The sequence below is a fragment of the Streptomyces sp. NBC_00659 genome (assembly GCF_036226925.1).
GTDB lineage: Bacteria > Actinomycetota > Actinomycetes > Streptomycetales > Streptomycetaceae > Streptomyces.
Genome location: NZ_CP109031.1, coordinates 2,284,139 through 2,302,782, shown reverse-complemented (window position 1 = coordinate 2,302,782; position 18,644 = coordinate 2,284,139). Strand labels below are relative to the sequence as shown.

Here is an 18,644-nt window from a genome sequence, read left to right as displayed (position 1 = left end):
CCGCTGTACCGCCCTTCGTGTCCGATCAGGTCAAGTCTGCTACGAACGCCAGGCCTCGATCGGATTGCCCAGCCAGCGGGTGTCGTCGGGAACGGACTCCGCCGCCATCACGAGCGACGCGGGACCCAGAGTGGAGCGGGCCCCGACGGTGCTGCCGGGCAGGACGATTCCGCCCGGACCCAAAGTTGCGCCCTCACGGAGGACCACAGTATCCGTCCGCAAGATCCGGTCGTGGAAGAGGTGGGTCTGCAGGACACAGCCCCGGTTGACCGTGACCGCGTCCCCGAGCGTCACGAGGTCCGTCTCGGGCAGCCAGTAGCTCTCGACCCACGTGCCCCGGCCGATCCGGGCGCCCAGGCCGCGCAGCCACGCCGTCATCAGCGGAGTACCCGGCACGGATCCCGCCAGCCACGGCACCGCGACGACCTCCACGAACGTGTCGGCCAGCTCGTTGCGCCACACGAAACCGCTCCACAGCGGGTGCTCACCGGCACGGTGCCGGCCCACCAGCAGCCACTTCGCCACGATGGAGACGAGGCCTGCGAGCACGCCCACCGCGAGCAGCACGGCCCCCGAGAACGCCCACGCCCACGGCCCCAGCGCACACAGCGCGGCGACCGTCAGCACGGCCAGCGCCGCCGAACAGAACACCGGCACCAGCCGGCACAGCTCCACCAGACCGCGCGCCCACAGCAGCCGGGCGGGCGGGTCGTAGGTACGGCTCTGATCGCCGCCCTGCGCCGCACGCGGCAGCTTCATCGGCGGCAGCCCCAGATAGGAGCTGCCCTTCTTCGCCTTCTTCGGCGTCGCCGACAGCACACCGACCAGACCGCCGTCCGGCACACTGCGGCCGGGAGCGGTCATCCCGGAATTGCCGAGGAAGGCCCGGCGGCCGATCTCGGCCCGCCCGATGCGCATCCAGCCGCCCCCGAGCTCGTACGGCGCCGTCAGCGTGTCGTCGGCGAGGAACGCGCCCTCGCCGACCGTCGTCAGACTCGGCAGCGCGAGAACGGTCGACACCTCGGCGCCCCGGCCGATCCGCATGCCGAGCAGCCGCAGCCACACCGGCGTGATCAGCCCCGCGTACAGTGGGAACAGCGTCTCCCGGGAGAGGTCCATCAACTGCGTGACCGTCCAGGCCTGCCAGCCGATCCGGCTGTGCGTGGGATGCGTGCCCTCGTCCAGCCCGAGACTCAGCAGCCGTACGGCGATCAGGAGCAGCAGCGCGTACGCGAGACCGAACGCGAGCGTCGCCGGCACCAGGGCGATCCCGGCACCGCGCAGCGCCGCACCGAGCCCGGCGTCCGCGCTCACGAACACCCGGGCCACCAGCAGCGCCGGGACGGCGGCCAGCACGGGCAGCGCGCTCAGTGCGAGCCCGGTCGCGCCGTACATCACCCGCCAGTACGTGCCGCGCTGCGGCCGGTCCTTGGGCCACGCGTGCTTCGCCTTGCCGAGCTTGACCGCGGGCGCCCCGGCCCAGCGCTGCCCGGTCGGAATCTGGCCCGCCACTGCGGAGCCCGGCGCCACCTCGGCGTGCTTGCCCACCCGGGCCCCCGGGAAGAGGATGCTGCGCGTCCCGACCACGGCACCGGCGCCCACCTTCACCGGGCCGATCTCCAGCCGGTCGCCGTCCAGCCAGTACCCCGACAGGTCCACCTCGGACCCGACGGCGGCACCCCGGCCCATCTTGAGCATGCCGGTCACCGGCGGCAGCGAGTGCAGATCCACGTCCGGGCCGACCCTGGCGCCCAGCGCACGGGCGTACCGCTCCAGCCAGGACCCGGTCAGCGAGGTCGCGCCGCTGAAACCGGCGAGCCGCTCGGCCGTCCACAGCCGCAGATGGACACTCCCACCGCGCGGGTACCGTCCGGGCCTCACACCGCGCAGCAGCAGCCGCGCGCCGCCCGCCGCGACGGCGAGCCGCCCCGGCGGGCTGTAGAGAACCAGCGCACCGGCGCCCACCAGCCACCACGAGGTGCCCGGCGCCCACGGATACGGGCCGAACCAGTGCAGTACGTTGCCGAGCGCGGCCAGCGCCACCGTCCAGCGCAGCCCGAGCAGGCTGAACAGCGGGATCAGCACGAGCAGCTGGACCAGCTTGGCGCGCAGCGGGACCGGCGCGACGATCCGCTCGGCACCGTCGTCCTGGCCGGACTTCTCCAGATGCCGGGCCAGCTTGCGCAGCACGGGCTGCTGATAGATGTCGAGCACGGCGGCGTTCGGGTAACGGGCGCGCAGCTTCGTGGTGAGCTGGGCGGCCGCGAGACTGCTGCCGCCGATCGCGAAGAAGTCGTCGCCGGCTCCGCCGACGGGGATGCCCAGCACCTCGCTCCACTGCTCGGCGAGCCAGGCCTCGGTGCCGTACAGCTGCTCCTTGGCACCACCGGTCTCCAGACCCTCCAGCGGCCAGGGCAGCGCGTTCCGGTCGACCTTGCCGGACGTCCGGGTCGGCAGGTCCTCGACCGGCGCGATCAGCGGCACCAGCGCTGCGGGCAGCTCGGCGCGCAGCTTCTCGACGGCGGCCGCCTGGTCCCAGCCGTCCTGGGTGACGACATAGCCGACGAGGAGCTGATTGCCGCCGCGCGCGGTCCGCACGGCGGCGGCGGCCCCCGCGACACCGGGCAGCGCCTGGAGCGCCGCGTCCACCTCGCCGAGCTCGATGCGGCGTCCGCCGAGCTTGATCTGCTCGTCGGCCCGCCCGAGGAAGATCAGCCCCTCGGGTTCGGCCGTGACCAGGTCGCCGCTGCGGTACGCCCGCTCCCAGCCCAGCGAGGCGAGCGGCGCGTACTTCTCGGCGTCCTTCTCGGCGTCGAGGTAGCGGGCGAGCCCGACCCCGCCGATCACCAGCTGGCCGGTGCCGCCCATCGGCACCAGCTCGCCGGCCTCGTCGACGACCGCCAGCTCCCAGCCGTTGAGCGGCAGCCCGATACGGATGGGCTCGTCGCCGGTCAGCAGCGAGGCACAGGCCACGACCGTCGCCTCGGTCGGTCCGTACGTGTTCCAGACCTCCCGGCCCTCGGTCACCAGGCGCTGCGTCAGCTCGGGCGGGCAGGCCTCACCGCCGAAGATCAGCAGCCGGACGTCGTTGAGGGTCTCCGGCTCCCACAGGGCGGCGAGCGTGGGCACGGTGGAGACGACGGAGATGTCCTGCTCCGCCAGCCAGGGCCCGAGGTCGGCGCCGCTGCGCACCTGTGAGCGCGGTACGGGCACCAGACAGGCCCCGTACCGCCATGCCAGCCACATCTCCTCGCAGGAGGCGTCGAAGGCGACGGAGAGGCCCGCCATGACCCGGTCACCGGGGCCGATCGGCTCCTCGGTCAGGAAGAGGTCGGCCTCCGCGTCGACGAAGGCGGCGGCGCTGCGGTGGCTCACGGCGACGCCCTTGGGCCTGCCGGTGGAACCGGAGGTGAAGATGATCCACGCGTCGTGCTCGACACCGGGCCGCCCGGCGGGAATCTCCGAGCGTCCGTCGACGGTCAGCTCGAGCTCCGCGCCGACGACCGCCCGCACGCCGGCCTCGCCGAACACCAGCTCGGCCCGTTCGTCCGGGTCCTCGGCGTCCACCGGGACATAGGCGGCCCCGGCCGCGAGGACGGCGAGGATCGCCACGTACAGCTCGTTCGTACCGGACGGGACCCGCACGCCGACCCGGTCACCCAGTCCGACCCCGGCCTCCGCGAGCCGCCACCGGACGGCCTCGACCTCGGCGGCCAGGGCGCGGTAGGTGAGGGCGCGCCGGCCGTCGTCGAGAGCGGGCTCGTCGGGGTACGCCCGTACGGAGGCGTCGAAGATGTCGACGAGCGTGCGCGGCGAGGCGGCCGACGCGGCGGAGAAGCGCGCCTGGTCACCGAACTCCGCACGCACCTCGTCGTCGGACAACGCGACTGCGGGGCCTTGCTGGAGGGCTGCCATCGGGTCCTCACGTGTTGTTCCCGGATACTCCGGGGAGCCGGTGGGCCCGCAGGTACGCCTGGGGATATTCCGGTCCAGCTCCGAACAAGCCTGCAATTTTAGTACGACGCTAGCTTCGGACCTGCGGATCAGCGATGCGAGGCGTCCCCGAGGGGGGCTTCCCGCCCCCTCCTCCAACACTGTGACGTGGGAATATGTCAACGTGACGAGATCTGCCCCACATCTTTCCGTGACGCCGTGAACACAGCGAGCGAGGGCCCCGATCCGATGATCGGGGCCCTCGCCCGCCGTGCCGGGTGACGCCGTTCCTCGGTGCGGTCCCGCCGGGTCAGCTCGTGGTGCAGGAGACCGTCGGCCACGTCCACGTGCCGTTGGTCTGAACGGTGACGCCGAAGGTGTTGCCGTTGCCGTTGGGTTTGGCCGTCAGGACCTGGGCACTGGGGTAGGCGGCCGTGATGTTCCAGGTGGCGATGATCTTCTCGGGCGCGGGCACGTTCATCGTCACGGTCCAGTTGCTCGATCCGGTGACGGCGACGTTGAGGTTGTAGCGGTCGCTCCACTGCTGGCCCGCGGACAGCGTCGCGGTGCAGCCGCCACCGCCACCGCCGTCACCTGAGCCGCCGCTGTCGGGTGCCACGGCACGGCCGGTCCCCGGGGAGATCATCCCGGCGCACAGGCCGCGGGCGGCCAGTCCCTGCGCGATGCGCGGGATCGCGGCGATCGTGTTGGCCGGCCAGTCGTGCATGAGGATGATCTGGCCGTTGGTGAGCCGGCCGGCCGCCTGGACGATCGCGTCGGTGCTCGCGCCGTTCCAGTCCTGCGAGTCGACGTCCCAGATGATCTCGGTCAGCCCGTACTTGGCCTCGACCGCCTTCACCGTCGTGTTGGTCTCTCCGTACGGCGGACGGAACAGTTTCGGCGTGCCGCCGTCGGCGCCGGAGATGGCCTGCTGGGTCCGGGAGATCTCCGAGTCGATCTGCGCCTGGCTCTGCTGGACGAGGTGCGGGTGGGTGTAGCTGTGGTTGCCCACCCACATGCCGGCGTCGACCTGGGCCCGTACCTGCGCGGGGTTGGACGCCGCGTACTGGCCCTCGTTGAACATCGTGGCCCGCAGCCCGTTCTGCTTGAGGGCGTTGAGCAGGGTCGACGTGGTGCTGGACGGCCCGTCGTCGAAAGTGAGTCCGACGTACCCGTTGCAGGTGGCGGCGTGCGCGGCTCCGGCGTCGAGGGCGAGGGGGCTCGCGACGGCCGTCGCGACGACGGCCAGCCCCGTGATCAGCGAGCGTAACGAGCGAAGTCGTCCGGACGCCGTCCGGATTCTCGTGCGGAAGGTCATGCGAAGTGGTCCTTCGGCCTCGGGGGTGGGGGGAGGGCTCAGCTCGTGGTGCAGGAGACCGTGGGCCAGGTCCAGTTGCCGTTGGTCTGGATGGTGACGCCGAAGGTGTTGCCGCTGCCGTTGGGTTTGGCCGTCAGGACCTGGGCGCTGGGGTAACTGGCGCTGATGTTCCAGGTCGAGAGGATCTTCGCCGGGGCGGGCACGTTCATCGTCACGGTCCAGTTGCTCGATCCGGTGACGGCGACGTTGAGGTTGTAGCGGTCGTTCCACTGCTGGCCCGCGGACAGGGCCGCCGCGCACCCGCCGGTTCCGCCGCCGGAGCCGCCCCCGGTTCCGCCGCCCGATCCCGCGTCGCCCACCGTGATGTTGGAGTTCCCGCTGCTCTGATAACCCTCGGTGGCGAGGATCATGTAGTAGTTGAAGCTGCCCAGGCTCATTCCGGCGCGGGCCCAGGCGTCGAAGTGGTTGCCGGTGGTGATGGTCCCGCCCGTCCGCTTCGACTGCCGGACGCTCCAGTACTGGTCGAAGGTGCGGGTTCCCTCGACGGACGGCGCGTTCGTCCGTGTCGTCCTGTAGATGTCGTACGTGCCACCGTCGCTGGTGACCGTGCCTTTGAACGTTCCCGTGGGCCGGTAGGTGCCCCAGTTGTCGACGATGTAGTACTCGACGAGCGGATTGGACGTCCACCCGTAGAGGGCCAGATAGGCGTTGCCGGACGGGTTGAAGGTGCCCGAGTAGGTCACACTCCTGCGTCCGCCGTTGCTCCAGCCCTTGCCGGCGACGAAGTTCCCGGTGTTGCTCCACGAGGTGCTGTAGTTGCCGCCGGAGCCCAGGTTCATGGACACCGTGCCGCTGCTGTCGGTCCAGAACGAGTAGTAGTACCCGTTGTCGGTGCCGGTCTGGTTCGAGGTGACGACCGTGTCGGCCTGGGCGGTGCCGGGCAGCGTCATGGCGGCCACGGCGACGAGCAGCATGGTGCAGACACCGCTGATGAGCAGCCTGAGGTGACGGAACGCCCCTGAGCGGCCGCCGCGGCGGCCCGGAGGGGGTGCGGGTGCGTCGATCATGTGCGTGTTTCCTCCTCGTTCTCGTGAGGTGGCGCGCTGTGAATCGCCGACAGTTTTGAACCGGCCCTGTCAACTGTCAATACTTTCGACACTCAAGCCGAAACATTCGTCGGAGATGGCAATGTCGATGAGTGGCGTTATCCCTGCTCAAGTGCATCAGGCGACTCGCCTCGGGGTGGGTGCCTGTCGGGGATGCATCGACCAAGATCGGAAAAGGTTATGGATTCTTCGAAAGTTTCGAAGAATCGCCCGACCGTCCGGCGGGTGGCGCGGAGGAGCCGGGGCACCGGAAGATCTCCCGGCATGTGGACGCGAAGAGGTCCGGACATGCAAAAGACCCCACATGCAGTGGGGTCTCGCTGGTGTCCGAGGGGGGACTTGAACCCCCACGCCCGATAAAGGGCACTAGCACCTCAAGCTAGCGCGTCTGCCATTCCGCCACCCGGACAAGGTGTTTGTCGCGCGGGTTTCCCTCGCGGCGACAGGTGAAACATTACCAGGCTTTCGAGGGTCCCCGATCACCCCCCGTCGCGGCGTGAACTGCGTGTGACGGGTGGGGGCCGCTCTTGGGCGGGAAGGCGGGTCGGGGAGAGGATGAGGGGGACCACCAGCGGCGACAGTGGGAGGAACCAGCGTGAGCGAGAGCGGCACGACCAGGAACGTCACGGGCGAGGACGAGGTCGTGGACCTCTGTCGTGAGCTGATCCGGATCGACACCAGCAACTACGGGGACCACTCGGGCCCCGGCGAGCGCAAGGCCGCGGAGTACGTCGCCGAGAAGCTCGCCGAGGTCGGCCTCGAGCCGCGCGTCTTCGAGTCGCACAAGGGGCGTGCCTCCACCGTGGCCCGCATCGAGGGCGAGGACCCCTCGCGGCCCGCGCTCCTCATCCACGGCCACACCGATGTCGTACCGGCCAACGCGGCGGACTGGACCCACGACCCCTTCTCGGGCGAGATCGCCGACGGGATGGTCTGGGGCCGCGGCGCGGTCGACATGAAGGACATGGACGCCATGACCCTGGCGGTCGTGCGGGAGCGGATGCGCACCGGCCGCAAGCCTCCGCGCGACATCGTCCTCGCCTTCCTCGCCGACGAGGAGGCCGGCGGCACGTGGGGCGCCCGGCATCTGGTCGACAAGCACCCCGATCTCTTCGAGGGCGTCACCGAGGCGATCGGCGAGGTCGGCGGGTTCTCCTTCACGGTCAACGAGAAGCTGCGGCTGTACCTCGTGGAGACCGCGCAGAAGGGCATGCACTGGATGAAGCTGACCGTGGACGGCACCGCCGGGCACGGGTCGATGATCCACAAGGACAACGCGATCACGGAGCTGTCCGAGGCTGTCGGGAGGCTCGGCAGGCACAAGTTCCCGGTGCGGGTGACGAAGACCCTGCGGCACTTCCTCGACGAGCTCGGCGACGCCCTGGGCACCGAGCTCGACCCGGAGAACATGGACGAGACGCTCGCCAGGCTCGGCGGCATCGCCAAGCTCATCGGCGCCTCCCTGCAGAACACGGCCAACCCGACCCAGCTGGGCGCCGGCTACAAGGTCAACGTGATTCCGGGCCAGGCCACCGCGCATGTCGACGGCCGCTATCTGCCGGGCTACGAGGAGGAGTTCCTCGCCGACCTCGACCGGATCCTCGGCCCCCGGGTCAAGCGCGAGGACGTGCACGCGGACAAGGCGCTGGAGACCGGCTTCGACGGGGCCCTCGTCGACGCCATGCAGACCGCGCTCTCCGCCGAGGACCCGATCGCGCGTGCCGTTCCCTACATGCTCTCGGCCGGTACCGACGCCAAGTCCTTCGCCGATCTCGGCATCCGCTGCTTCGGGTTCGCCCCGCTGAAGCTGCCCCCGGAGCTGGACTTCGCGGGCATGTTCCACGGCGTCGACGAACGGGTGCCGGTGGACGCGCTCCAGTTCGGCGTCCGAGTACTGGACCGATTCATCGACGCGTCGTGACGTGCCGCCGGCGGAACGCCCCGGCACGGTGCCTGCGGGCTGACCTGCCGCGCCGCCGTGGAGGTGCGGGGTGTTGACGCCGGCATTCGCCCGCGCGTGCGGGGATCGCCCGGGATGGGTGAATGCGACCATAAGCCCATAGCCCTACTACTTCCTCCTCGTTACAGGTGTTGCGATCCGCTGCATTGGACCGCGTTTGCCTATCAGGAGGAATAATGATCAAGAAGATCGTCGCCGCCGCCGCTGCCACGGGTGGCCTGGTTCTCGCGGGTGCGGGTCTGGCCGTCGCCGACTCGGGCGCCCAGGGTGCCGCTGTGCAGTCCCCGGGCGTCGCCTCCGGCAACGTCGTTCAGGTGCCCGTCCACGTTCCGGTGAACGTCTGCGGCAACACGGTCTCCGTGATCGGGCTGCTGAACCCCGCCTTCGGCAACACCTGCTTCAACGGCTGACGTTGCGCCTCCTCCCCTGTGGGGGGATCCCATGGGTCACCTCATGAGGGTCACTTCGTGAAGGTCTGAGTCCGTCGGCCCCGGAGTGCGTGCCATGCGCTCCGGGGCCGACCGGCTTTCCCGCGCACGTCCTGTGGCGTGCGCGTGTTCTCGACGGTCCGCGTCCCAAGGACTGTCGGTCCACGTCCCAAGGACTGAAGGCAGGGATTTCAGCTATGCGACAGGTCACCCGCAAGGGCCTGATGACCGTGGTGGCGGCCGGTGGTGTGCTCGCGGTCACCGGCGTCTCCGCGCACGCCGACTCGGGGGCGATCGGCTCCGCGTCGGACTCTCCCGGCGTGCTGTCGGGCAACACGGTGCAGGCGCCGGTGCACGTGCCGGTCAACGTCTGCGGAAACACCGTGAACGTGGTCGGGCTGCTCAACCCGGCGATGGGCAACACCTGCGTCAACCGCGGCGGCCGAGGCGGCCGAGGCGCTTCGTCCGAAGGCCGGTCCGGTCAGGGCGGTCACAGCGGCCAGGGCGGTCACGCCGGCCGGGGGACCCACTCCGGCGGCGGTTCACGGGCCGTCGGCAGCGCCGCCCACTCGCCGGGCGTGGGCTCCGGCAACCACGTACAGGTGCCGGTCGACGCCCCGGTGAACGTCTGCGGCAACAGCGTGAACGTCGTGGGGATCGGCAACGCGGCGGCGGGCGACAGCTGCGCGAACGACGCGTCCACCGGCGGCCACCAGACACACCACCCCGGCCGGCCCGGACATCCGAGTCACCCCGGCCACCCTGGTCACCCGGGTCAGCCCGGTCACCCGGGTCACGACGGTCACTGTGAGCACCCAGGTCACCCAGGTCACCCGGGCGAGCCCGGTCACCCTGGCCACCCCGGTCACCCCAGCCACCCGGGCAACCCCGGAACCCCCGGTCACCCCAGCCACCCTGGCCAGCCCGGTCAGCCGGGCAACCCCGGAACCCCGGGTCACCCGGGTACGTCCACCTCGGGCGGCGGCAAGCACCGCGCCGGTGCCGTGCAGGTCGGCCGGCCCGGCTCGGGGGCCGCCGTGCGGACGCCGGGCACGGACGGTGCGCCCCAGCTGGCCCACACGGGCAGTGAGCTGCCGATCGGAGCGGCCGTACCGGCGGGAGCCGCCGCGCTGCTGGCCGGCGCCGTGCTCTACCGCAGGGCGCGCGCCGCGGCGTGAAGCCCTGGCCTGACAGGCTGACGGTGCGATGGTCGCATCGGAGAGTAAGGCGTGGACATCACCCGGCGCGCAGGTCTGATCGCTGCGCGGCACGACCGGGACCGGGGCGCCACAGCCTTCCCCCCGTGGAGTGACGGCGCGGGCCTCGTGATGACGGGGCCCGCGCCGGCTCAGCGGCCTTCCGTCACCACGTGGCGCGTACCTGGCGGATGATCCGCCGGCGCAACCGCACTCTGCGGCTGCCGTCACGGAGCAGGCTCAGGCGGTCCAACTCCCAGTGTCCGTACTCTGCATGGTCCGTCAGCAGACGTGTCGTGTCCTTGCGGGAGACCCCGCGAGGTACGTACACGTCGACAAATTCGTATTCCGGCATCGCATCTATTGTGCGGGCAGAGGCCCTGTACGGATAGCGTCTGCACTATGTCTGATGCTGTGCAGCCCACCGCTGCCGAGGTACGCGCCGCCGCAGAGGCGGTCAAGACCGCACTCGACCGCCACCTGGCCGCGGTCGAGCGCAGGACGGGCGATGACGACCCGGCCGTCTACGAGGCTTTCAACGAGCTCGCCGCGGCGGCCGAGGAGTATGACGAGCTCCTCTACGACCGCTACGACGAGGTCACGCCCTTCGAGATCCCCGGCGGTGACGACACCCTGCCTCCGTACACCGGACCCGAGGAGCCGAACGCGCTGAGCGTGGTGATCCGCCGGGACTACGCGGTGGTGGAGCCGCAGCGACTGCTGGCACAGGCCCAGCGGGTGGAGGCGGTGGAGGAGGACGGCGCCACCGCCGACGAGGGCTTCGACGCGGCGTCCGGCACCGTTCACGGCGCGCTCGGGGTCCTCTTCGGAGAGTTCGAGCCGGACGAGATCGCCACCCGGCACAAGGAATTCGGACTGGAGGAGGGCGACTCCACGCTCTGGGTGACTGCCTCCGACGAACCGGCCGAGCCCGGTGAATGGCTGGAGACACCCTTCGAGTCGATCGACCCGCAGCGTGTCGTCTGCCGCTTCGACGTCAGCGCGGTGTTCGACGAGGAGTCGGACGACGACCTGGACGACGAACTGGACAACGACCTCGGCTCCGACGGGGAGACCGAGTCCCTGGACCCACTGGACCCACTGGACGCGGATCGCTGAGCCGGCCCGGCACGGACCGGCGTACGCGGGTGGCGGTCACCGGATTCCGGTGACCGCCACCCGCGTTTTCCGGAGTCGCGGGAGCGCGGGTGCCGATCAGCCCGTCGTCGGTGTCTGCGCCTTCAGCAGGGACTGGAGGCGGGTCGTGCGCGGCTTCTGCGGGACCTCGGCCACCGCGTGCGGCAACGCCTGCTCCACCCCGTGCACGACGGAGAGATGACGCTCGGCCCGCCCGAAGGCCGTGTAGACCCAGGGCCGGGTCAGGGCCGCCGCGGCGTCGCCCGGGAGCACCACGACCGCGGCCGGCCAGCGCAGACCGACCGCCTGGTGCGCGGTGAGCGCCCAGCCGTGCCGCACGGTCTGCTCCACCCGCTCCTTCGGTACGACCACGGGGGCGCCCGAGCAGTCCAGGTGCAGCCCCTCGGCGTCGGCCTTCACCACGCGGCCCTGCAGCACCCGGCCCGGTGCGGGGGAGTGGACGATCCGGTCGCCCGGGTCGAAGCCGCCGAAACGGCCGGGACCGGGGTTCAGCCGCTCCTTGAGCGCGGTGTTCAGCGCGCGGGTGCCGACCGCGCCACCGTGCCCCGGGGTGATGACCTGTGTCTGTTCGGCCGGGACGCCGATCGCGCGCGGCACCGAGTCCGCGACGAGCTGGACCGTCCGGTGGACCGCCTCGCCCGCGTCGCGCACCGGGACGATCACGACCTCCTTGCCGGGCGCCTCGACCTGGTTGAGCTCGCCGATGCCGATCCCGGAGACCAGTTCGCCGATGGGCCCGGGGTCAGGGGTCCGCGAGGCCACCTGCGGGCAGGCGCGGCCGGCGAGCAGGTCCGCGAAGACCCGGCCCGGGCCCGCCGACCACAGCACGCCCGGATCACCGCTCAGCACGAGCCTCGCCCCGTCCGGCAGCGACTCCACGAGCATCGCCGCCGTCTCGACGTCGAGCTGCGGAGCGTCCAGGACCACCAGGACGTCCAGGTCCAGGGCGCCCTCCGCGTCCAGGCCCGGTCCTTCGGAGCCGGAGAGAAGTCCGGCGACGGTGGCGGCTTCCGTCGCCGCGCCGTCCGTGGGGTGCTCCGCGGCGCCGTCCGCAGGCTCGTGCCCGGCCGCGAAGGCGTCGCGCCCGCCGGAGGTGTGCGCGGCGGCCCAGCCGCGCAGGCCGAGCGCGCGTGCCGCGTGCAGCAGCGCCGCCGCCTCGGACCGCGAGGCCTCGCCGCCGGTGTGCAGCACGAGGCCGTGGGCGGCGACCGCCCGGATCAGCTCCCCGGCGGAGCGGGGTGCCGAGGCAGCGGCCCGCTCCCATTCGGCGGCCGGACCGTCCTGCTTCGGCACCGAGTTCATCAGCCGGGCGAGTCCGTCGGCGAGGCTCTCCTCGGCCAGCGCGTACCGCTCCAGGCCGATCAGGATCCGCACCGGCTGTTCCTGCGGTTCCTGCGGCTCCTCCGTGTCGTCCGGGGCCGCCGGGGCCGGGGGAGCGACGTCCAGCGCGTCCTGGAAGACCAGGGCCTCGCCCTCCGCGAGAGCGCTCTGCACGGCCGCGTCCGGGTCCGGCACCGAGCGCTGGGAGAGCGCGGCGGCGAGGGCCGGGGCGTCCAGCGCGGTGTGCCCGGCGACGGCCGCCTGCTCCAGCAGCCACACGGTCAGCGCCGTGCCACGGCGTTCGTCGTCCGGGCGGCATTCCGCGCCGAGCAGCGTCCGGGCGAACCCGTCGGCCTGCTCGGGGCGCACTCCGGGCACCCGCAGCAACTGCCAGGGGTCCTCGCGCAGCCGGTCGTCCGCGCCCTCGCCCAGAACCGCGACGACCTGCGCCGCGAGCGTCTCGGGTGCGCCGGTTCCGGCCAGCACGGCGCGGACGGCGGCGACCGCCTCCGGCGCCGCGCCGGGTGCCGGTGCGGCCGGAGCCACCATGGGCCGCGGTTGCCGTGCGGGTTCCGGAGCGGCCCTGCGCGGAGCGGGATCCGGCTCGCGGAAGGCGGTGGCCACGGGCTTCTCGCCGCTCTCCACGGCCCGCACCGCCGCGAGCAGGTCCGCGGCCGTGCCGCTGAGCTTGCCCCCGGCCTCGATCGGCGCCTGCTTCTCCGCCTTCCGCCGCTCGATCCGCTCCCGTTCCACGCGCTGGGCAGCCAACTCGGCGGCCGCCTCGGACACCTGCGCGGCGCCTTCGGCGGACGCGGTTCCCTCGGCGCCCGTGCCGTCGCCCGCTTCGGTGCCCTCGTCCCCGGAGCCGTCCCCGTCCCCGGAGGCGTCCCCCGGGCCGTCCCCGTCGCCGTCCCCGGGGCGCGGGTCCGCCCGGTCCACGTCCTCGCCCGTCGGCTCAGGGGCGTCGGCGGCCGTGTCCGCGCCCGGCGTCCCCGGCTCCGCGTCCTGAGTGGTCTCGGGCTCCGTGCTCACAGCGTGCTCCAGTCGTGATCGGGATAGTGGTGCACCGGGGCCGACACGTCGTCGAGCGCCCGGCAGATCTCGTCAGGAAGACTAAGCGCCTCCACTGACAACGCGGCCGTGAGCTGCTGTGCGTTGCGCGCGCCGACGATGGGGGCGACGACCCCCGGCCGGTCGCGGACCCAGGCGAGCGCCACCTGGAGCGCGGTCACGGCGAGGCCGTCCGCCGCGGTCGTCACCGCCTCCACGACGCCGCTCGCCGTGTCGTCGAGATACGGCGCCACGAAGGGTGCGAGGTCTTCCGAACCGCCCCGGGAGTCGGCCGGCGTCCCGCCCCGGTACTTGCCGGTGAGCACACCACGCCCGAGCGGCGAGGAGGGCAGCAGGCCGACGCCCAGGTCGAGGGCGGCGGGCAGCACCTCCCGCTCGACGCCGCGCTGCAACAGGGAGTACTCCATCTGCGTACTGGCCAGCCGGGTGCGTATACCGGGCGCCGAGAGCTGCCAGGTGGCGGCCTTGGCGAGCTGCCAGCCGCAGAAGTTGGACACGCCCGCGTAGCGCGCGCGGCCGCTGCTGACGGCCAGGTCGAGGGCCTGGAGGGTCTCGTCGAGAGGTGTCAGGGGGTCGTAGCCGTGCACGTGCCACACGTCCACGTAGTCGGTGCCCAGGCGGGCGAGCGAGGCGTCCAGCGCCGACAGCAGATGACTGCGCGAGCCGTCGAAGCGGCGGTCCGGCTCGCGCACGCTGCCCGCCTTCGTCGAGATGACCAGGTCCCGGCGCGGAACGAGCCCTTCCATCAGCTGCCCGAGGAGATACTCGGCGTCCCCGTCGCCGTACACGTCCGCCGTGTCGACGAGGTTCCCGCCCGCTTCCCAGAACGTCTTCAAGAGGTCCGCGGCGTCATGCTCGTCGGTGTCGCGCCCCCAGGTGAGGGTGCCGAGTCCGATCCGGGAAACACGCAGGCCGGTACGGCCGAGATGCCTCTGCTCCATGGACGCCGAGATTACTGTCCGGCACCGGCGGTGTGGGGGCCTGTGGACAACGGAAATCCCGGCGGGGGCGGTCCGGGACGGCCGGTGCCACGGGGCGGCGGACGTCACCGGCGCACGCGGACACGCGCGAAGGCGGCGCCGGACGGACGCGAGGGGCCGCGAGGCGCCGGGCACGGGCGGCCCCGGCGGCGCGCCGCGCCCGTACCGGGAACGAGAACGCGCCGCTCCCCGCCGGGGCGCCCGCACGCTAGGGTCTCGGGCACAAGGGACGTTACTGATCGGTAAGGAGATCGGCCATGCAGCTCGGCATCAATCTCGGCTACTGGGGCGCCGGAATGGACGCGGACAACCTCGCCGTCGCCCAGGAGGCCGACCGGCTCGGATACGCCGTCTGCTGGGCGGCCGAGGCGTACGGCTCCGACGCGGCCACCGTGCTCAGCTGGGTCGCCGCCCAGACCGAGCGCATCGACGTCGGTTCGGCCATCTTCCAGATCCCGGCCCGCCAGCCCGCGATGACCGCGATGACCGCCGCGACCCTCGACTCGCTGTCGGGGGGCCGTTTCCGCCTCGGCCTCGGCGTCTCAGGCCCGCAGGTCTCCGAGGGCTGGTACGGCGTCAAGTTCGACAAGCCGCTGGCCCGCACCCGCGAGTACGTGGAGATCGTGCGCAAGGCCATGACGCGCGAGCGGCTGTCCCACGACGGTGAGCACTGGACCCTGCCGCTGCCCGGCGGTCCGGGCAAGCCGCTCAAGCTGACCGTGCACCCGGAGCGCGAGCACATCCCGCTGTACATCGCCGCGATCGGCCCGAAGAACCTCGAGCAGACCGGCGAGATCGCGGACGGCGCGCTGCTCATCTTCCCCTCGGCCGAGCACCTCGAGGACACCGCGATCAGCCACCTGCGCGCGGGCCGCGAGAAGGCCGGCAAGACGATGGAGGGGTTCGACGTCTGCCCGACCCTGCCGCTCGCCGTCGGCGACGACAAGGACGTCCCCGCGCTCGCCGACATGTTCCGCCCGTACACCGCGCTGTACGTCGGCGGCATGGGCAGCTTCAAGCAGAACTTCTACAACCAGCTCGCCCAGCGCATGGGCTACGAGAAGGAAGCCGCCGAGATCCAGACCAAGTACCTGTCCGGCGACAAGGACGGGGCGGCCGCCGCGATTCCGCACTCGCTGATCGACCAGACGACGCTGCTCGGCTCGGTGGAGCGCATCGCCGAGCGCATGAAGGCGTACGCCGCCGTCGGCGTCACCACGCTCACGCTGGCCCCCGCGGGCTTCACGCTGGAGGACCGGATCGCCTCGCTGCGGGCCGGCTCCGAGGCCCTGGAGCGGGCCGGACTCGCGTAGCCCCGGCGGAACCGCCGCCGGGAAAGTTCTGCGGCCGTGGTGGGGGCTCGGGGGTCTTCCCCGCCACGGCCGTCACGGGGAACAACGCGCCGACGGCCGCTTGGTTACGCGTCCGGATCAGCCGCGCCGTCCATCGTTCGGCGGATTTGTCGGACACATCGGTTGCCGGGTTGCAAGCAACCCATTTGACTCGTTTTCTGCACAACTCTGCAGAGAGGGTGTCAATGATGCTGTCCGCCAAGAGCCTGTTCCAGGAAATCCTCGACAACGACGAGTCGTACCGCCTCTTCTGTTCCATCGCCGCCGGCGGGGAGTCGCAGGGCGGCTGGGAGAACGGCCGGATCGCCGCCCTGGTCCCGGAGAGCGAGCGTGCCCTCGCCCCCAAGATCGCCCGGCACGGCGCCGACGAGGACAAGCACGGCCGGATCTTCAACGCCCTCATGAAGAAGCGCGGCCTCGAACCCGTCGAGGTACCGTCCGACACCGACTACACGATGCTCCTGGAGCGGCACGGCATCGGCCTCGCACACGACAAGCTCAAGGGCGACGAGCCCCTCACCGTGCAGGACATCGTCACCTATCTGGCCCACAGCCGGGTCACCGAACAGCGCGCCTCCGAGCAGATGGACCTGCTGCGCAGGTACTTCGCCGACCACCCCGACATCGGCCGCGCGGTGCGGATGATCGCGGCCGACGAGGACAACCACCTCGCCTACTGCCACGAGGAACTGCTGCGCTTCGCCTACGCCGGCCACGGCCGCGCCATCCAGCGGGCCCTGCGCGAGTGCGCGCTCGCCGAGATCCGGATCTACCGGGACGTCAGCCTCGCCGTGATGGCCCGCATGGGCCGCGTCCTCGGCTGGTCCAGGGCCAGGGCGGCCGTCCTCGCCGCGGGCATCCACGCCGTGTACGCCTACGAGCGGGCCGCGGGCTGGCGCCGCATGGTCACCCTGAAGACGCCCGAGCGGCGCGGCGCGCTCGACGGCCCCGCCACGGCCGCGGCCGAATGCGCGTGACCGGCCCGCCTACAGCCAGCCCCTCCGCTTGAAGAGCCGGAACAGCAGGAACTCCAGGACGACCAGGCTCCCGATCACCACCGGATACGACCACAGCCAGTGCAGCTCGGGCATGTGGTCGAAGTTCATGCCGTAGATCCCCGCCACCATCGTGGGGACCGCCGCCATGGCCGCCCACGCGGAGATCTTCCGCATGTCGTCGTTCTGCCGCACGCTCATCTGGGCCAGATGAGCCGAGAGGATGTCCGACACGAGCCGGTCCAGACCCTCCACCGACTCGTTGACCCGCAGGAGGTGGTCGTTGACGTCACGGAAGAACGGCTGCGCCTTCTCGTTCACGAACGGCACGTCCGCCGCTTTGGGGCCCGGACCCGAGAGCCGGGCCAGCGGCACCGCCAGCGGGACCGTCGCCCTGCGGAACTCCTGGACCTGCCGCTTGAACGCGTAGATCCGCGACGCGGTGTTCCGCGAGCCTCCGGACTGCGGGGAGAAGACCTCGGCCTCCAGGTGCTCCAGGTCGGTGCCGAGCTCGGTGGCCACCTCCAGATAGTGGTCCACCGCGGCGTCGGCGATCGCGTACAGCACCGCCGTCGGCCCGTGCCGCATCGTCTCGGGATCCGACTCCAGACGCTCCCGGACCGCCTTGAGAGGCGACTCCTCGCCGTGCCGCACGGTCACCACGAACGAGTCGCCGACGAACACCATGACCTCGCCGGAGGTGACCGTGTCGCTCTCCGGCTCGTACGCCACCGGCTTCAGGACGACGAAGAGCGAATCCTCGTACACCTCGAGCTTGGGGCGCTGATGGGCCTTGAGGGCGTCCTCGACCGCCAGCGGGTGGAGCGCGAACTCCTCCGTGACCAGCTCGAACTCGTTCTCCGTGGGCTCGTACAGGCCGATCCACACGAAGGCGTCGCCCCCGGCGCGGCACTGGGCCAGGGCGTCGGAGAGGTCACCGCGGTCCTCGGTCCGCCGGCCGTCACGGTAGATGGCGCAGTCGACGATCACGGTGCGGATTCTCCCGCCGCCGGGGCCCCGCCGCACATGGGGAGCCGCTTTCCACAGGGCCCGCCGACTTTCCGGGCCCTCCGTTTACGCTGGGCCGCATGCCCACCCTGATCCTCGTCCGGCACGGACGTTCCACCGCCAACACCGCGGGACTGCTCGCCGGCTGGACGCCCGGCGTCGCCCTCGACGAGCGCGGTACGCAGCAGGCCGCGGCCCTGCCCGGCCGGCTGGCCGGGCTGCCGATCGCCGAGGTCGTCACCAGCCCCCTCCAGCGCTGCCGGGAGACCGTCCAGCCCCTGCTGGAGGCCCGCCCCGACGTCCCCGTGCACACCGAGGAACGGATCGGGGAGGCCCACTACGGCGACTGGTCGGGCCGCAAGCTCGCCGAACTCAAGGACGAGCCGCTCATGGACGTCGTCCAGGCGCACCCGTCCGCGGCCGCGTTCCCGGGCGGCGAATCGATGCGCGCCATGCAGACCCGCGCCGCCGAGGCGGTACGCGAGTGGAACGCGCGCGTGGAGCGCGACCACGGCGGTGACGCGGTCTACCTCATGTGTTCGCACGGCGACATCATCAAGTCGCTGGTCGCCGACGCACTCGGACTTCATCTCGACCTCTTTCAACGGATCTCTGTCGAACCGTGTTCCATCACCGCGATCCGTTACACCCGGCTGAGGCCCTTTCTCGTGCGTCTCGGGGACACCGGTGATTTCGCCTCCCTGGCCCCGCGCGAGGAACCGCCGGGCGGCGACGCACCGGTCGGGGGCGGTGCGGGCGCACCGTGATCGTCGGCCGCAGTAGGGTGAAGCGGTCGAACCAGCACAGCAGTTGTCAACC

The 18,644-nt window shown here is 71.7% G+C and carries 14 protein-coding genes and 1 tRNA gene; 7 read left to right on the top strand and 8 right to left on the bottom strand.

From position 1 onward, the window contains the following. Positions 1–39: 39 nt before the first annotated feature. From OG410_RS09900 to OG410_RS09885, 4 genes are all read right to left on the bottom strand, one after another. Positions 40–3,915, bottom strand: coding sequence for a Pls/PosA family non-ribosomal peptide synthetase (locus tag OG410_RS09900; protein WP_329298773.1), 3,876 nt, complete (start codon positions 3,913–3,915; stop codon positions 40–42). Positions 3,916–4,243: 328 nt separating this feature from the next. Further along, on the bottom strand, positions 4,244–5,251 hold the full coding sequence (locus OG410_RS09895) for a polysaccharide deacetylase family protein (protein WP_329298772.1): 1,008 nt from the start codon (positions 5,249–5,251) through the stop codon (positions 4,244–4,246). 38 nt (positions 5,252–5,289) lie between these two features. Next, on the bottom strand, positions 5,290–6,318 hold the full coding sequence (locus OG410_RS09890; RefSeq protein WP_443063731.1) for a glycoside hydrolase family 11 protein: 1,029 nt from the start codon (positions 6,316–6,318) through the stop codon (positions 5,290–5,292). Positions 6,319–6,678: 360 nt separating this feature from the next. Continuing rightward, a tRNA-Leu gene (locus tag OG410_RS09885) sits at positions 6,679–6,766 on the bottom strand. A 186-nt stretch (positions 6,767–6,952) separates the two neighbouring features. On the opposite strand from OG410_RS09885, the gene OG410_RS09880 reads away from it, so the two are divergent. From OG410_RS09880 to OG410_RS09870, 3 genes are all read left to right on the top strand, one after another. Then, positions 6,953–8,278 carry a M20/M25/M40 family metallo-hydrolase gene (locus tag OG410_RS09880; RefSeq protein ID WP_326788732.1) on the top strand — a complete coding sequence of 442 codons (1,326 nt, stop codon included), beginning with the start codon at positions 6,953–6,955 and terminating at the stop codon, positions 8,276–8,278. Positions 8,279–8,493: 215 nt separating this feature from the next. After that, positions 8,494–8,727 carry a chaplin ChpH gene (gene chpH / locus OG410_RS09875; protein WP_329298771.1) on the top strand — a complete coding sequence of 78 codons (234 nt, stop codon included), beginning with the start codon at positions 8,494–8,496 and terminating at the stop codon, positions 8,725–8,727. A 215-nt stretch (positions 8,728–8,942) separates the two neighbouring features. Then, positions 8,943–9,923 carry a chaplin family protein gene (locus OG410_RS09870; protein WP_329298770.1) on the top strand — a complete coding sequence of 327 codons (981 nt, stop codon included), beginning with the start codon at positions 8,943–8,945 and terminating at the stop codon, positions 9,921–9,923. Between the two features lie 184 nt (positions 9,924–10,107). Here the strand turns inward: OG410_RS09870 and OG410_RS09865 are convergent, their stop codons facing one another. Beyond that, complete coding sequence (locus OG410_RS09865; protein ID WP_326788735.1) at positions 10,108–10,296, bottom strand: DUF5703 family protein; 189 nt, start codon at positions 10,294–10,296, stop codon at positions 10,108–10,110. Between the two features lie 47 nt (positions 10,297–10,343). On the opposite strand from OG410_RS09865, the gene OG410_RS09860 reads away from it, so the two are divergent. Beyond that, the gene (locus OG410_RS09860) at positions 10,344–11,060 is read left to right on the top strand and encodes a hypothetical protein (protein WP_329298769.1); all 717 of its coding nucleotides are present in this window, start codon (positions 10,344–10,346) and stop codon (positions 11,058–11,060) included. Between the two features lie 96 nt (positions 11,061–11,156). Here the strand turns inward: OG410_RS09860 and OG410_RS09855 are convergent, their stop codons facing one another. Together OG410_RS09855 and OG410_RS09850 are read right to left on the bottom strand one after the other, a co-directional pair. Next, positions 11,157–13,451, bottom strand: a complete 2,295-nt coding sequence (locus tag OG410_RS09855) for a helix-hairpin-helix domain-containing protein (RefSeq protein WP_329298768.1) — start codon at positions 13,449–13,451, stop codon at positions 11,157–11,159. Next, entirely contained in the window at positions 13,448–14,431 is a 984-nt protein-coding gene (locus tag OG410_RS09850) for an aldo/keto reductase (protein WP_329298767.1), read from the bottom strand. Before OG410_RS09850 ends, OG410_RS09855 begins: the two co-directional genes overlap by 4 nt. A gap of 296 nt (positions 14,432–14,727) precedes the next feature. Between OG410_RS09850 and OG410_RS09845 the strand changes: the two genes are divergently transcribed. Next, positions 14,728–15,783, top strand: a complete 1,056-nt coding sequence (locus OG410_RS09845; protein WP_329298766.1) for an LLM class F420-dependent oxidoreductase — start codon at positions 14,728–14,730, stop codon at positions 15,781–15,783. Between the two features lie 227 nt (positions 15,784–16,010). After that, on the top strand, positions 16,011–16,799 hold the full coding sequence (locus tag OG410_RS09840; protein ID WP_329304073.1) for a ferritin-like domain-containing protein: 789 nt from the start codon (positions 16,011–16,013) through the stop codon (positions 16,797–16,799). Between the two features lie 9 nt (positions 16,800–16,808). Here OG410_RS09840 and corA read toward each other — a convergent pair whose 3' ends face one another. Next, on the bottom strand, positions 16,809–17,807 hold the full coding sequence (gene corA / locus OG410_RS09835; RefSeq protein WP_329298765.1) for a magnesium/cobalt transporter CorA: 999 nt from the start codon (positions 17,805–17,807) through the stop codon (positions 16,809–16,811). 98 nt (positions 17,808–17,905) lie between these two features. Between corA and OG410_RS09830 the strand changes: the two genes are divergently transcribed. Continuing rightward, positions 17,906–18,592 carry a histidine phosphatase family protein gene (locus tag OG410_RS09830; RefSeq protein WP_329298764.1) on the top strand — a complete coding sequence of 229 codons (687 nt, stop codon included), beginning with the start codon at positions 17,906–17,908 and terminating at the stop codon, positions 18,590–18,592. Positions 18,593–18,644: the final 52 nt, after the last annotated feature.